This window comes from Bacillus sp. EKM208B (assembly GCF_011800725.1).
GTDB lineage: Bacteria > Bacillota > Bacilli > Bacillales > Bacillaceae > Bacillus > Bacillus velezensis.
The window spans coordinates 49,157-64,036 of sequence record NZ_JAANHO010000007.1 but is presented as its reverse complement, the minus strand read 5'-3'; the positions used below and the strand labels follow the sequence as shown (position 1 = coordinate 64,036).

11 protein-coding genes are annotated in these 14,880 nt (G+C 44.2%); all 11 read left to right on the top strand.

Annotation, left to right across the window (positions count from 1 at the left end; translation table 11 throughout):
- The first annotated feature begins 131 nt into the window (after window positions 1–131).
- Window positions 132–1,532, top strand: coding sequence for a 23S rRNA (uracil(1939)-C(5))-methyltransferase RlmD (gene rlmD, locus G9F75_RS13680; protein ID WP_029974025.1), 1,401 nt, complete (start codon window positions 132–134; stop codon window positions 1,530–1,532).
- A 223-nt stretch (window positions 1,533–1,755) separates the two neighbouring features.
- Complete coding sequence (locus G9F75_RS13675) at window positions 1,756–2,925, top strand: hypothetical protein (protein ID WP_167409157.1); 1,170 nt, start codon at window positions 1,756–1,758, stop codon at window positions 2,923–2,925.
- A gap of 320 nt (window positions 2,926–3,245) precedes the next feature.
- Entirely contained in the window at window positions 3,246–5,285 is a 2,040-nt protein-coding gene (locus G9F75_RS13670) for a hypothetical protein (RefSeq protein WP_207719815.1), read from the top strand.
- A 735-nt stretch (window positions 5,286–6,020) separates the two neighbouring features.
- Window positions 6,021–7,004 (top strand): tRNA dihydrouridine synthase, encoded by a 984-nt coding sequence (locus tag G9F75_RS13665; RefSeq protein ID WP_007408522.1) that lies wholly within the window; start codon window positions 6,021–6,023, stop codon window positions 7,002–7,004.
- Window positions 7,005–7,160: 156 nt separating this feature from the next.
- Window positions 7,161–7,640: a DUF6884 domain-containing protein gene (locus G9F75_RS13660; RefSeq protein WP_017419128.1), complete on the top strand. Its 480-nt coding sequence runs from the start codon at window positions 7,161–7,163 to the stop codon at window positions 7,638–7,640.
- 276 nt (window positions 7,641–7,916) lie between these two features.
- Window positions 7,917–8,918, top strand: a complete 1,002-nt coding sequence (gene acoA, locus G9F75_RS13655; protein WP_003155540.1) for an acetoin:2,6-dichlorophenolindophenol oxidoreductase subunit alpha — start codon at window positions 7,917–7,919, stop codon at window positions 8,916–8,918.
- 1 nt (window position 8,919) lies between these two features.
- Window positions 8,920–9,948 (top strand): acetoin:2,6-dichlorophenolindophenol oxidoreductase subunit beta, encoded by a 1,029-nt coding sequence (gene acoB / locus G9F75_RS13650; RefSeq protein WP_021493859.1) that lies wholly within the window; start codon window positions 8,920–8,922, stop codon window positions 9,946–9,948.
- 14 nt (window positions 9,949–9,962) lie between these two features.
- Window positions 9,963–11,162, top strand: coding sequence for a dihydrolipoamide acetyltransferase family protein (locus G9F75_RS13645; RefSeq protein ID WP_021493858.1), 1,200 nt, complete (start codon window positions 9,963–9,965; stop codon window positions 11,160–11,162).
- A 14-nt stretch (window positions 11,163–11,176) separates the two neighbouring features.
- Window positions 11,177–12,556 (top strand): dihydrolipoyl dehydrogenase, encoded by a 1,380-nt coding sequence (gene lpdA, locus G9F75_RS13640; protein ID WP_021493857.1) that lies wholly within the window; start codon window positions 11,177–11,179, stop codon window positions 12,554–12,556.
- A gap of 106 nt (window positions 12,557–12,662) precedes the next feature.
- Window positions 12,663–14,471 carry a sigma-54-dependent Fis family transcriptional regulator gene (locus tag G9F75_RS13635; protein WP_021493856.1) on the top strand — a complete coding sequence of 603 codons (1,809 nt, stop codon included), beginning with the start codon at window positions 12,663–12,665 and terminating at the stop codon, window positions 14,469–14,471.
- A gap of 66 nt (window positions 14,472–14,537) precedes the next feature.
- Complete coding sequence (locus tag G9F75_RS13630) at window positions 14,538–14,720, top strand: H-type small acid-soluble spore protein (protein ID WP_003155535.1); 183 nt, start codon at window positions 14,538–14,540, stop codon at window positions 14,718–14,720.
- Window positions 14,721–14,880: the final 160 nt, after the last annotated feature.

Below are 14,880 nucleotides of genomic sequence, written 5' to 3'. Positions count from 1 at the left end.
GGATTTTTGGAAACTTCCAGTGAAAAACATGAAGGAACCGCCGGCTGCATGTTATACTGAACAGATGTGATATTTCAAATCAGCCGCTTTCCCATGAGAAAGGCTTTATATAGAAACGGAGAGAAAAAAACGTGAATCAACATCAAAAAAAGGCGCCTGCCGAATTGAAAATCGGACAGACATTTCCGCTGACCATCAAACGTCTCGGCATTAACGGAGAGGGCGTCGGCTATTTTAAGAAAAAAGTTGTCTTCGTTCCCGGCGCTCTGCCCGGTGAAGAAGTCGTTGCCGAAGCGACAAATGTGCAGCCGAAATTTTCAGAAGCACGCGTCAAAAAAATCCGCAAGCCGTCTGAACACCGTGTCACGCCGCCATGCCCGGTCTACGACCAGTGCGGCGGCTGTCAGCTTCAGCATCTGGCATACACCCAGCAGCTTCGCGAAAAACGCGACATCGTCATTCAGTCTCTGGAACGTCATACGAGATTCAATGTCGAAGAAATGAACATTAAAGATACGATCGGAATGGACAACCCTTGGAATTACCGGAACAAAAGCCAGTTCCAAGTCGGACGCTCGCAAAGCGGCAGCATCATTGCCGGCTTATACGGACTTGATTCCCATAAAATCGTCCCGATTAAGGAATGCATTGTCCAGCATCCGGCAACAAACAAAACAACGGGTATCGTCCGCCGTATTTTGGAAAAACACAACGTGTCCGTTTATAACGAACGGACCAAAAAAGGCGATGTCCGCACCATCGTGACGAGAGTCGGTTTTGAAACAGGCGAAGTGCAGGTCGTGCTTGTCACCGCGAAAGAGACACTGCCGAATAAAGACGAGATCGTCAAAGCCATTCAGAACCGTCTGCCGGAAGTGAAATCGATTATTCAAAACATCAATGGCGCGCGCACATCCGTCATTTTCGGTGACAAAACAAAAGCGCTGGCCGGAAGCCATGCCATTCAAGAAGTGCTCGGTGACGTGTCATTTGAACTGAGCGCCCGCGCCTTCTTCCAGCTCAACCCTGAGCAGACGGTTAAGCTGTATGACGAAGTGAAACAAGCGGCTCAGCTGACAGGAAAAGAAAAAGTCGTAGACGCGTATTGCGGCGTCGGTACGATCGGCATGTGGGTTTCAAGCGGCGCAAAAGAGATCCGCGGCATGGACGTCATTAAAGAATCAATTGACGATGCGAAGAAAAACGCCAAAAAACACGGCATCAAAAACGCGGCATATGTCACAGGAACAGCCGAACACTGGCTCCCGAAATGGACGAAAGAAGGCTTCCGCCCTGACGTGGTCATCGTCGACCCGCCGAGAACGGGCTGTGACAGAACATTTTTAGATACCATCAAAAAAGTAAAACCGAAACGCTTCGTCTACGTATCCTGCAATCCTTCCACACTGGCGAAAGACTTGCAGACGCTGTCGAAGGACTATCGCGTCGAATATATTCAGCCTGTTGATATGTTTCCGCAGACGGCTCATGTAGAAGCCGTGGCGAAGCTTGTATTAAAATCGTCTAACTAAAATAAACAATTCGTAATCAGACCTGGATTTCGGTAAATAAACAATTCCGATTTCCGGGTTTTTTTTATGCGCAGCCTTTGCCCTGGCTGTCTTTTCGATTCTTTTTTCCTCCTTTTAATAGTAATTCTAAAATATGAGATTTTTGGAAATTCTTCAACGATTTTTGTGTTAACTTCAACTATAATTGAATTGTAGTCTGTTTAATATAGGAGGAAGGGATATATTGGTCAAAAAATCATTTATTGTAATTGAAAAACCAAAAGGAAACATAACAAAACTACCTTATTCACCTATAAAAGAATCTCTGTTACTAAACTTAAAAACTAGGAATGAAAAGGGAGAAATAGAATTAAGGTGTGAGTGTTCTGATAAGATAGTGCTTAAAGTTTCCAATGCAAAATCACCGTATTTATATAATTCTACCAGACAATTTAAACATTCCAAGGATTGTTGCCGACATCCTCAATTTGTGGGTTCAAGCCCATATGAAAAGGCCTGGAGCTACGATGAGGAAGAGGGATTACATATTGTTAGAATTAAAGAATTACATCTTTCTCAGCTAGGGGATAATAACGAAAGAAACAGTAATGTGAGAAATAATGTGATTTGTCATGAAGGAACGGGATCTAATAAAAATGTATCAACGATTTTTGGCTTAGCCACAAGAATAAATATGATGGCGTGGGAAAGTATGGTGTTAGGAAAAAAACATAGAGTTCCTAATGATAAATATGAGTTAGCTAAACATGTTTATGGTATATCGGCTCGAATTAGGTTATCGAGAAAAAGAAAAACTTTAAACGAGATGTTTTATAAACAAGTAGGCATATGGAATGTAAAAGTAAAAAAAGATATCTATTTTGTTTACATGTATGTAAATAGTGTAATACCGCTTGGAGAAGATACTCTATTTGATAATACAAAAAAAGATATTCTGTATTGTGAAGATGCTTTTGGGCGAACTAATCGCTTCTATGTTGAAAAGGAGGAATATGAACACAAGAAAAAAATAGAACCGCATAGCCCTGAATATGTGGTAGCAGGTTTTGTGTATAAAGAAGACAAGTATCATAAATGTATGACTCTAAAAAATTACTGTTTAATACCGATATCTGGTAGAGGTTTATATTGTGAAAGTTCTCATGAAAAAAATATATATGATCGGTTATGTGAAGATAATCTAACATTTTATAAGCCTTATTTGCCAATAGAAGGTTATGGAAATTTTATTCCGGATGGATACGTTATCAATAAAGACAAGGATATAATATTTGAGGTGTTTGGTATTACTGGTATGTCCTCATATGATGAAAGAAAAGCAGAGAAAATTGCCTTATCTCAAACGGATTCCTTTAAGAGTATGTATAAATTTAAATATTGGGAAGTAAACTAATAGGAATGGAGTTTTCATTTAATGAGGGATAGTCATAGTTCCCATTAAGAAATTAATTCGTACCCAAAGTACATAAGCGAAGTTCAGGAAAGTATAAAGTTGCTTATTATAAGGGAGATTAATTGGGTTATTATAAACCAAGGAGAAGATTTGACTGTCTATAAGATCCAATTGCATGCGGGTTTTGGTAACGGAAATATAAAGCTGTAATAGATATACAATACAAACCCCATGCGATAGAAGTCTTGATTATAGCTAGACATAAATGGAGAAATATATATAGTGGATTTGTTGAAAAAAATATAGAAGGAGAGAACAACTTGAAAATATGGAACCATTATGAACTTGAGGCTTTGTTTAAAGATTCAAAGGAATTTATTCCTTTTTTAAACGAATTTATGCAAAACAATTCTCTGGAAGATACTTTAGAAATCGTTAGAGTCTCAGGCGTTTGTTTTAACATCTACAATAATAGACAAAAGATATCAAAAAAAGTCATATCTAACATTAAAGCAGTTTATAAGAGTGATATTAAGTTAATTGATAATTTTGAAGAAAAAATTAATATAATTAATTCAATTTTTAAGGATTTTTATAAATTGAGATCATCCAGGAAATTAGACCAAATTCCTCAGAAGAGAGAGGTAATAACATTTATTCTTTCTTTAGAGATTATGTTAGGTTCTCTAATTGAGTATATTAATGGGAATTCTATACATAGAATTAAAGAGGTGTATCCATACGTCATCTCATTGTTTGATGAAGGTAAACAAAAAATATTACCTGCTCAAAAAGATATAAATCGTGTATTAGGTATAGCTGATAGTATTGCAGAGTTTGCGGGGAGTTTACTGAAGTCTATGGGAGGTGGAAAAGGTAATATAGGAAAACTTGAAACTATGCGCATGAGTCACATAAGAGTCGCAAGAGAGCATATTGAACTATTTGATTTGTGGTCGTCTCTTTTGAACATTGAACAAAAATGGCGTTTTATCGGTACAGATTTTGATATAGATAATAAGAAAATTCACATCCAGCCCAAGAATGAAGATTTTTTACATGCACAAGAAATCTCAAAAGTGAGATTTAAGGATCAAAGAAGTAAATGGTATACGGATTTTAATTTAGCCGATAAAACAGAATTGGAACGTAAAATTGATCAAAATGCAAAGAAATTACCTCCAGCTCATTATCTTTGCGAGAATGAAGCATATTATTGTATTGCGATAGGAGAATTTCTACACACTCATGATCTAAATATAAGGCTTTTAGGTGTGTCACTCGCAGAATGGATTAGAGCTTACGTTGTAATTCAAATTGAGGCTGAAAATTATTTAAAGGAAAGATTCGAGTCAAAAGTAGTTAAACCATTAAACTTAAATAATTGGACTATTATGAAAACTGAAACTTACTGGATAAACTTATTTGTTTCAAAGGGAGTATCTCAAGCCAGTGCTCTTAAAATCATCAATAACTTCAAATTTAATCAAGATGCAAAAGATTTGTTAGATTGTCCTTTTGTCGTTCATAATGACAGTTTGATTATTATTCCTTCTGTGGCATCACATATAGATCCTTCAATGTCATTGATATCTCTGTTAAATAAGAAGAAAGTGGATATTTCTTTTAAGGGTACTGGATTAGAAGAATACATATTAAATAAACTAAACAAGCTAGATATTGGCGCGAAAAGACTAAAGAGAATTGTTAATGGTGAAACATATGAATGTGATGTAGTTTTTACTATTGACAATGATTTGTTCTTTGTAGAATTAAAAGCCTTTGGTCAACCACTAACTATTAGGGAATATTATAATTTCTTAATAAAGATAATACAAAGGGAAACGGAAAAGATAAATAAAAGCCATAAAGAAAGAAGTGCTGTCGAGCAACTAAATCGTATTGTTGATTATTACGTGGAGAATATAAACATTGTAAGAGAAGAATTGAAACTAGAAGAAGAATGGCATCCTAAAAATATTTATAAAGTTATTGTAACGACAGCAATGCTTGGTGAAAGTATGTATTATAATGATTGCTATATTGCTGATACTTCAGCTTTTGTTCGGTTTTTAGATAGGAATCCTCCGGGTTTTTCAATAGGAAATAGATCTTTAAAACCGTATCACGAAGATTTTGAAGGAAATATAACATCTGAAAAGCTAATTAATATGTTGAAAAATCCTCCACAAATAGAGTTGGGAAATATAAGAGTCAAAAAGAATTATAGAAACCTTGCGATAAATGATTTAACTGTTCAATACCCATATTATAATGATCAATTAGGTGATTTTATCGAATACGATAAAGAATTATTGCAAAGATTAGGTTTAGAGAAGGATGAAATTAAAAAAGATTAAAAAAATTGCAGAATAAAAAAATTAAGCTCCACTCATTGAATGCAAGCTTAAATTTATGCCTACAGCTAAACTTAGAGATAAATGGTGGGTCTATTTTTAAGATGTAATTACTATTAAAGATATATGTTAGGCAAGCTAAGCGTTGATAGATAAATAGGGAATTTTTTTATAATGTGGATTTTTGGAGGAGATGATAATGGATTTGAAAATCAAATTACCATAGGAATTCTTCATTAAGGGAAAGGCTAATCATACAATTAATTTTGAAATTCCTTTGCCTGAACATATAAAATGGGCTAAAAGATCAAAAATTTAGATCAATGAAAGGTGTTTATGTAACAGATTTAAAAAACCAAACTCGTAATTGTATATATGTGGGGGAAGGTAGCATGCGTAATAGATTAAGTAGACATAAGTATACATTAAAGAGTCTTCTTAGTAATAATGAGCATTGTCGATCTTCGGTCTTTTTCTTGCACGGCCCTCTCCAGATTTTCATTTTAAAAAATGAAACATAAGAGGACAGGCGATCACGTTGATTAGAGCAAAAGCAAGTAATATGAATGATTTGTTTCAACCTAATACCATTTATGTGTGTTAATGAAATGTTCAAAATTTACTATCGTTTGATAAGAAGTGCTGACACATGCTATAAGTGTAAAAGAAGCATGGTCAGTTTTTAATTTTGGGATAAAGGTTTGGCTGTATCCCATCATGAAAGGATTTGGATTTGTTATGACAGATAATTTCTGGCGTGAATTACCGCGGCCATTTTTTGTACTGGCACCAATGGAAGATGTGACGGATGTCGTTTTTCGCCATGTTGTGAGTGAAGCAGGCAGACCTGATGTGTTTTTCACAGAGTTTACAAACTCAGAAAGCTATTGTCACCCGGATGGGAAGGATAGTGTGCGCGGCCGTTTGACTTTCACGGAGGATGAACAGCCGATGGTTGCCCACATATGGGGAGATAAGCCTGAAAACTTTCGCCAAATGAGTATTGGGATGGCGGAATTAGGGTTTAAGGGCCTGGATATCAATATGGGCTGTCCTGTACCTAATGTGGCGGGGAATGGAAAGGGAAGCGGCCTGATTTGCCGTCCTGAAGTTGCAGCCGAATTAATACAGGCGGCGAAAGCAGGAGGTCTGCCGGTCAGTGTGAAGACCAGACTTGGCTACACGGACATAGACGAATGGCGCGGCTGGCTGACACACATACTGAAACAAGACATTGCGAATCTTTCCATTCATCTGCGTACAAGAGCGGAAATGAGTAAAGTAGATGCGCATTGGGAGCTCATCCCGGAAATCAAGAAACTTCGTGATGAGATAGCGCCGGATACCCTTTTGACGATCAATGGGGATATTCCTGACCGTGAAACCGGCTTGAAACTCGCTGAACAATACGGTGTTGACGGGATTATGATTGGACGAGGCATTTTTACTAATCCATTCGCCTTTGAAAAGGAGCCGAGAGAGCATAGCAGTAAGGAATTGCTTGATCTTTTGAGATTGCATCTGGATCTTCATGATGAATATTCAAAAGCAGAAGCCCGAGCATATAAACCGCTCCCCCGCTTTTTCAAGATATATCTCCGCGGATTCCGGGGAGCAAGTGAATTAAGAAATCAATGCATGAATACAAAGTCAACAGATGAAGTGCGTGCATTGCTCGATGACTTTGAGAGAAAGTATCTTGATGGGATGGAGCAAGAGTGACATAAACAACCTTCATCCGGCCCGGATTTCGATTTGAATTCCGGGTCTTTTTGTGTGCAGTTTTTACCCAGACAGATCCATGGCCAGTTTCGTCATGCAGAAATAAACGAATAATGGTACATTGATAGGAGATACATCATAAAGGGGGAGAGAAAAATGAAACGACTGTGCATCATCCCCTGCGGCAAGAAAAAAATTTGGGATGTCCATTCAGATACAGGTCCGGTAAGGGCGGAAGACGCTTATCTCAGCCCGTTTCATCAGGCGTGCGAGCGATATGCGAAAGCATTTTTCGATGAGTGGGTGATTTTGTCGGCGAAGCACGGATTCCTTCGTCCGGATGATATTGTTCCCGGAAATTACGATGTCACTTTTGGAACCGGTCATCCGGAGATCATGGCAGCGGACGAGCTGCGCCGTCAATTTCATGAAAAAGGCTTCTCCGACATCGAGGAGCTTGTCATGCTTGGCGGGAAAAAATACCGAAGCGTCCTAAACGCCGTCATCGGAGAGCATCAGCATATCACCTGGCCTTTGTCATCGTATAAAGGCATTGGCTACATGCTTCAAGCGCTGAATCGGGCTGTTGAAGAAAAGCATGAACTGCAGCACGTGGATATGAAAAAAAGAGTGTAACCACTCAAACGCCACGATAGACTGTATGCAGAAGAATGAAGCAGTTAAAAGATTTCCGAGGAAATAAATACGTCGATCATTGTCAAAGACAGGGTGATGCCCGGTCTTTTTTGTATGCCATAAAACGAGACAAAGGGAACAGATCGAGACAAAATGAGACACCTGTCTCAAACTGTCTCCATTGTAAAAATAAAAACATTCATTTTACGGGCTTCAAAGGCTGGCATGCTTCTTGCATTTATAAGTGTGAACCCTAAATAGAAGGAGGCGCACAAAATGGAATTGTTAAAACGAGAAGGCTTGTCATTAACTGAGGAGAAAGCGCTGTGGATGTACCAAAAGATGCTGGAAATCAGGGGCTTTGAAGACAAAGTGCATGAACTTTTCGCACAAGGAGTGCTTCCCGGATTCGTCCATTTGTATGCCGGTGAAGAAGCGGTAGCTGCGGGGGTGTGCGCTCATTTAGATGATGGCGACAGCATTACAAGCACACACAGGGGACATGGCCATTGTATCGCCAAAGGCTGTGATCTGGACGGCATGATGGCGGAAATATTCGGAAAAGCGACCGGACTGTGTAAAGGCAAAGGCGGTTCTATGCACATTGCGGATCTTGATAAAGGCATGTTAGGCGCAAATGGAATCGTCGGGGGCGGATTCACGCTCGCATGCGGATCAGCGCTCACGGCTAAATATAAACAAACTAAAAATGTAAGCGTTTGCTTTTTTGGGGACGGAGCCAATAACCAAGGGACTTTCCATGAAGGGCTGAACTTAGCGGCAGTATGGAACCTTCCTGTCGTGTTCATCGCCGAAAACAACGGCTACGGCGAAGCCACGACATTTGAGTACGCGTCAGCCTGTGATTCAATCGCCGATCGGGCGGCTGCCTACAACATGCCGGGGGTCACGGTGGACGGAAAAGATATTTTAGCGGTTTATCAGGCAGCCGGGGAAGCGATAGAAAGAGCAAGAAACGGCGGAGGCCCGTCTTTGATTGAATGTATGACTTACAGAAACTACGGACATTTCGAAGGGGATGCCCAAACGTATAAAACAAAGGATGAAAAGACTGAGCATCTTGAAGAAAAGGATGCCATTCAAGGCTTTAAAAACTATCTTCTAAAAGAAACAGATGCAAATAAACTGTCAGACATCGAACAGCGTGTCAGCGAATCGATTGAAAAAGCCGTCTCGTTCAGCGAAAAGAGTCCATATCCGAAAGAGTCGGAGCTGTTGACAGACGTCTACGTGTCATATGAAAAAGGGGGAATGTGAGATGGCGAGAGTCATAAGCATGTCGGACGCGATCAATGAAGCAATGAAGCTTGCGATGAGAAAAGATGACAATGTGCTTGTAATCGGTGAAGATGTCGCCGGAGGAGCGGCGGTCGATCATTTGCAAGATGATGAAGCATGGGGCGGTGTATTAGGGGTCACAAAGGGGCTCGTACAGGAATTCGGCAGAAACAGGGTGCTGGACACACCGATTTCTGAGGCGGGCTACATGGGTGCGGCCATGGCTGCGGCATCCACGGGGCTGAGACCGATTGCGGAACTGATGTTTAACGATTTTATCGGAACGTGCTTTGATCAGGTGATCAACCAAGGGGCGAAATTCCGCTATATGTTCGGCGGTAAAGCGCAAGTGCCGATCACCGTCCGCACCACATACGGAGCCGGGTTCCGGGCAGCCGCTCAGCATTCGCAGGCGCTGTATGGCCTGTTCACCAGCATCCCGGGTCTGAAGACGGTTGTGCCGTCCAATCCATATGACGCCAAAGGTTTGCTGCTGGCGGCAATAGAAGACAATGATCCGGTATTCTTTTTTGAAGATAAAACGTCCTACAACATGAAGGGCGAGGTGCCGGAAGATTATTATACAATCCCGCTCGGAAAAGCGGATATCAAACGCGAAGGCAGCGACATCACGCTGTTTGCGGTCGGCAAGCAGGTCAATACCGCGCTTGAAGCGGCTGCACAGCTTTCTGAGAAAGGCATCGACGCCGAGGTGCTTGATCCCCGGAGTCTGTCTCCTTTAGATGAGGAAGCGATTTTCACATCGTTAGAAAAAACAAACCGGCTGATCATCATAGACGAAGCCAATCCGCGCTGCAGCATCGCCACGGATATTGCTGCGATTGTCGCCGATAAGGGCTTTGATTTGCTTGATGCGCCGATTAAACGGATTACAGCGCCGCATACACCGGTGCCGTTTTCGCCGGTGCTTGAAGATCAATATTTGCCGACACCAGACCAAATTGTCAGCGTCACGCTTGAATTGCTTGGCGAGCCGGCAATGAATTAAAGGAGGGATATAGAATGGCTGTAAAAGTAGTAATGCCGAAGCTGGGAATGGCAATGAAGCAAGGTGAAGTATCCGTCTGGAATAAAAAAGTCGGCGACCCGGTTGAAAAGGGAGAAAGCATCGCCAGCATCAACTCGGAAAAAATAGAAATGGAAATAGAAGCGCCTGAAAGCGGCACGCTTCTTCACATTAAAGTCAAAGAGGGAGAAGGAGTCCCGCCGGGAACGCCCATCTGTTATATCGGGGAAAACGGCGAAGAAGTGCGGGAGAAGGAGGCGCCGGCTCCTGAAAATGCAGGGAAACCGCAATCTGAACCTGAATCTGAACATATTCCTGCTCCCAAAGCCGTGCAAAAGCGTAAACACCGCGTGAAAATATCTCCCGTTGCCCGAAAAATGGCGGAGAAAGCCGGGTTGAAAGTTGATACGCTGAACGGGACGGGGCCCGGAGGCAGAATCGTAAAAGCTGACGTCATCAAGGCCATGAAGACGGAATCTGAACCGCAGTCTTCGGTTCAGACGGCACAGCCGGAGGGAAAACCGGCTTCAGCGATGAGAAAAGTGATTGCAGACCGAATGCACAAAAGCCTGCAAAACAGCGCCCAGCTGACGCTGACGATGAAAGCGGACATTACGGAGCTTGTAAAATGGCAGCGGCAGCTCGCCGACAGCGCGAAAAAGCGGAGCGGTGTTAAACTGACGGTCACACATTTCGTATCCCGGGCCGCGGTGCTTGCGCTGAAACAGCATCCTGAGCTGAACAGCTCTTATCAAGAGGAGCGGATCATCACCTATCCATATGTCCACCTCGGGATGGCGGTTTCTCTTGAAAACGGTCTCGTCGTGCCGGTGATCCGGGATGCGGAAAAGCTTTCATTCCTTGAGCTAGCGGATCATATCAGCACATCGGCACGCCGGGCGCGGGAAGGCAATGCTTCCGGAGATGACCTGTGCGGATCGACATTTTCTATTACAAATCTCGGGGGTTACGGAATTGAGCATTTCACCCCGATTCTTAATCCGCCTGAAGCCGGTATTCTCGGAGTGGGCGCAAGCTATGAAACGCCGGCGTTTAAAGGAGATGAGCTTGTCAAAAGCACCATGCTGCCGCTGAGCCTTACCTTTGATCACAGAATATGTGACGGCGCACCGGCTGCGGACTTCCTGAAAACGGTCAAAGCGCTGCTTGAAGAGCCGGCCGGATTGATTTTATAGAGAGGGTGAAGAGATTGACACTAGCCATTATCGGCGGCGGGCCTGCAGGATATGCAGCTGCCGTGACTGCCGCGCGGAGGGGAGAAGAAGTCGTTCTGATCGACAAAGGGCCGCTCGGAGGCACTTGTCTCAATGAGGGATGCATCCCGACAAAGTCGCTTTTGGAAAGCGCGAATGTGCTCGATAAAATCAGGCATGCAGATACATTCGGCATCGAACTGCCGCAAAACATTACACTCAATTGGGCCCGCATGCAGGGGCGCAAACGGCAAATCGTCAGCCGGCTCGTGCAGGGAATTCAATACTTAATGAAAGCAAATCAGATTAAAGTCATCAGCGGGACAGCTTCATTTCTCACAGAGCAGACATTGCTTGTTGAAGGAGAAGGAGGCGCAAAAGACATTCTGGAAGCGGAGCGGATATTGATTGCATCCGGATCTGAACCGGCGGAGCTGCCGTTTGCCCCATTTGACGGCGATTGGGTGATCGACAGCAAAGATGCGCTTTCTTTACAGAAAATCCCTTCTTCTCTGCTTATTGTCGGGGGAGGTGTGATCGGCTGTGAATTTGCCTCTTTATTCAGCCGGTTTAAAACGAAAGTGACGGTGATTGAATCGGCTGACCGGCTGCTCCCGGCAGAAGACGGGGAAATCGCCGCCGTTTTCGAAGACTCTTTAAGAGACAGCGGGGCTGATATTCAGACAAAAGCCGCCCTTCAACGGATTGATAAAGAAAGGAAAACTGCCGTGTGGACAAAAGACGGCAAAGAAATTGAGGCGCAGGCTGATCACGTTTTGGTTGCAATCGGGAGAAAGCCGCGTTTGCATGGCTTGAATCTGGAGCAGGCCGGCATCCGGTATTCTCCGCGCGGCATTGAAGTCAATGACCATATGCAGACCAATGTGCCTCATATATACGCATGCGGCGATGCGGCCGGAGGAATGCAGCTCGCGCATGCCGCCATTCATGAAGGAATCACAGCCGCCGCGCATGCCGCGGGAAAGGACAGCAAAGTCGATATGCGGGCGGTGCCCCGCTGTATTTATACATCGCCGGAAATGGCCGCTGTCGGGCTGACGGAAACACAGGCGAGAGAAACATACGGAGATGTGAAAATCGGAGAATGCTCATTTTCTGCTAACGGAAAAGCGTTAATTAAACATCAGCATGGCGGCAAAATGAAAATCATTGCCGAACCGGAATTCGGAGAAATCGTCGGCGTGTCAATGATCGGGCCGGACGTGACGGAATTGATCGGTCAGGCGGTCATGATGATGAACGGTGAAATGACGGCGGATATGTCGGAGCACTTTATCGCGGCGCATCCGACTCTGTCAGAAACGCTTCAGGAAGCCCTGCTGAATGTCACCGGACTTGCGGTGCATTCCGTATAACCGGAATACCCTTTCTCAGATGAGAAGGGGTATTTTTCGTTGAAAGCGCTTTATTTTTCCCCTACAATATATGAAAAGATGGTCTGAACAGGGGGGAGCGAATACAATGAATGTCATTCGGAATGATTTTAAAACCTGGAAGCGCTTTGTGAAAGAAGGCGTGCTTGATGAATCCCGTATTCAGAAGCGGGTGGCCGCCTCATGGCACCGCTGCAAAAAAGCCGACGTCAACCCTTATCTCGAAAAGGGGCCGAATGTAATGCCGGCAGATCATTTAGAAAGGCAGGCCGAGAAGCATTCATTATTTTTAGCGGCCTCAATGCCTCATGCAGAAAGAATGAAAACGGCGATGCGGGAAATGGAAATGATGGTTCTTCTGATTGATTCTGACGGCGTGGTTCATTCGGTTGACGGCCATCCGCGCACCATTCATGAAGCGCACCGCATCAATTTCTTAAAAGGCGCCCGCTGGACGGAAACAGCCGTCGGCACGAATGCGATCGGGACGGCTCTTTTTACAAATGAGCCGGTCATGATACACGGCTCTGAACATTATTCGCTCGCTTCTCATCAATGGAGCTGTTCCGCCGCGCCGATCCGTTATGAAGACGGACGGCTGGCGGGTGTCATTGATATTTCCTGCCCCGCCGCCCGCGCTCAGCCTTTTATGCTCGGAATTGCCTCCTCCATCGCTTATACGGCGGAACGGGAGCTTGCCCTAAAGATCAAAATGACAGAACTTGATATGATCAGCAAATTCGCCGGGCTGACCCGGTCTCACGATCCGATCGTGCTTTGCAATGAAATGAGCCGGATTATCGCCGCAAGCCGTCCCGTTCAGCATTTTACCGGACATACGCTGCGCGAGCTTGAGGAACAGGGCTTTCACATCAAGCAGGCGAAGCGGGAGGAGAACGGCTTCTCGTGCATTTACTTATCCAAACGAGAAGAAAAGCCTTCTTTTATATTTCATGGTGCGGCAGGCAAAAGCCCGTCATCCCGACATATGCTCCAGCAGCTGGAGCTTGTCGCCCGAACGGACGCAACCGTCTGTCTTACGGGAGAAACCGGGACGGGAAAGGAGATTGCCGCCCGGGCGATTCATAACAACAGCTCCAGGAAAAACGGCCCGTTTATCGCCGTCAATTGCGGAGCGGTCCCCGAAAAGCTGATTGAAAGCGAACTGTTCGGCTACTCGGAAGGCGCCTTCACCGGGGCCAAACGGAAAGGACATAACGGCGCTTTGCAAAAAGCCGATAAAGGCACGCTTTTCCTCGATGAAATCGGAGAAATATCACACTCCATGCAGGTCGCTCTGTTACGGGTGCTGCAGGAACGGAAAGTCACCCCGGTCGGCGGGACAAAAGAGATTCCCGTCGACATCAGAATCATCACTGCCACCCACACTGATCTGAGACAGCTTGTCGAATGCAAAAAGCTGAGAGAAGATTTATTTTACCGGCTTCACGTCTGTCCGATCCATCTCCCTCCATTAAGAGAACGCACCGAAGACATTCCCGGACTCTTCCTTGAATTTCAGCGAAATCGCGGCTGGCGGGGGGAGCTTCCTGATGACTTTTTAGACCTATTAAAGAGCCGGAAATGGCCGGGGAATATCAGGGAATTGTTTAATGTATTTGAACGTCTTTCCGTCATGTTCCCGGACGGGCGGCTGTCAGGGCGCCCCATCGCAGCCCTGCTTGAAGCGTCAGGTCTTAAAGAGGCGGCCGAGTCTTATGAACAGGAAGAAGCGTCCCCCGTCTCCATCCGGGAGCACATTCAGAAAAACATCATCGTAAACGCGCTTGAATCAGCGAAGGGGAATGTCACGCTGGCCGCCAAAATGGCCGGAATCCCGCGGAGCACGTTTTACAAACGCCTCAAAAAATTCAAACTCACCGCCGGACAATTGTAAGAAACAAGCATACTTCTCTTGGCTGCCGGACACGTTATGTGTGAGGCCCTAAAGGAGGTTTGAAACGTGAATACACAGCGTGCGAAAGACATTTCGGAATCCGCCGCCATGGCGTATGTGACGTATGAAGGAGTCCCGATTTATATTCAGCATGTCAACGAAGACAAGGAAACAGCCAGAATTTTTCCGATCGGAAATCCGCAATTTGAGCAGGAAGTGCTGCTTTCTGATTTACAAGAGCATTTTTGAGAATGGGTCTGCTGATGACAGCAGGCCTCTTTCGTACCTGTGGGAACTTTCCCGCTTTTTGAGAAAAATAACTAAAAATGATTAAATGATCTAACTCCTCCAAACCCGGTACAGATCGGACCTTCTCATGATATAAATAAAATGTAAACGTTATCAGAGG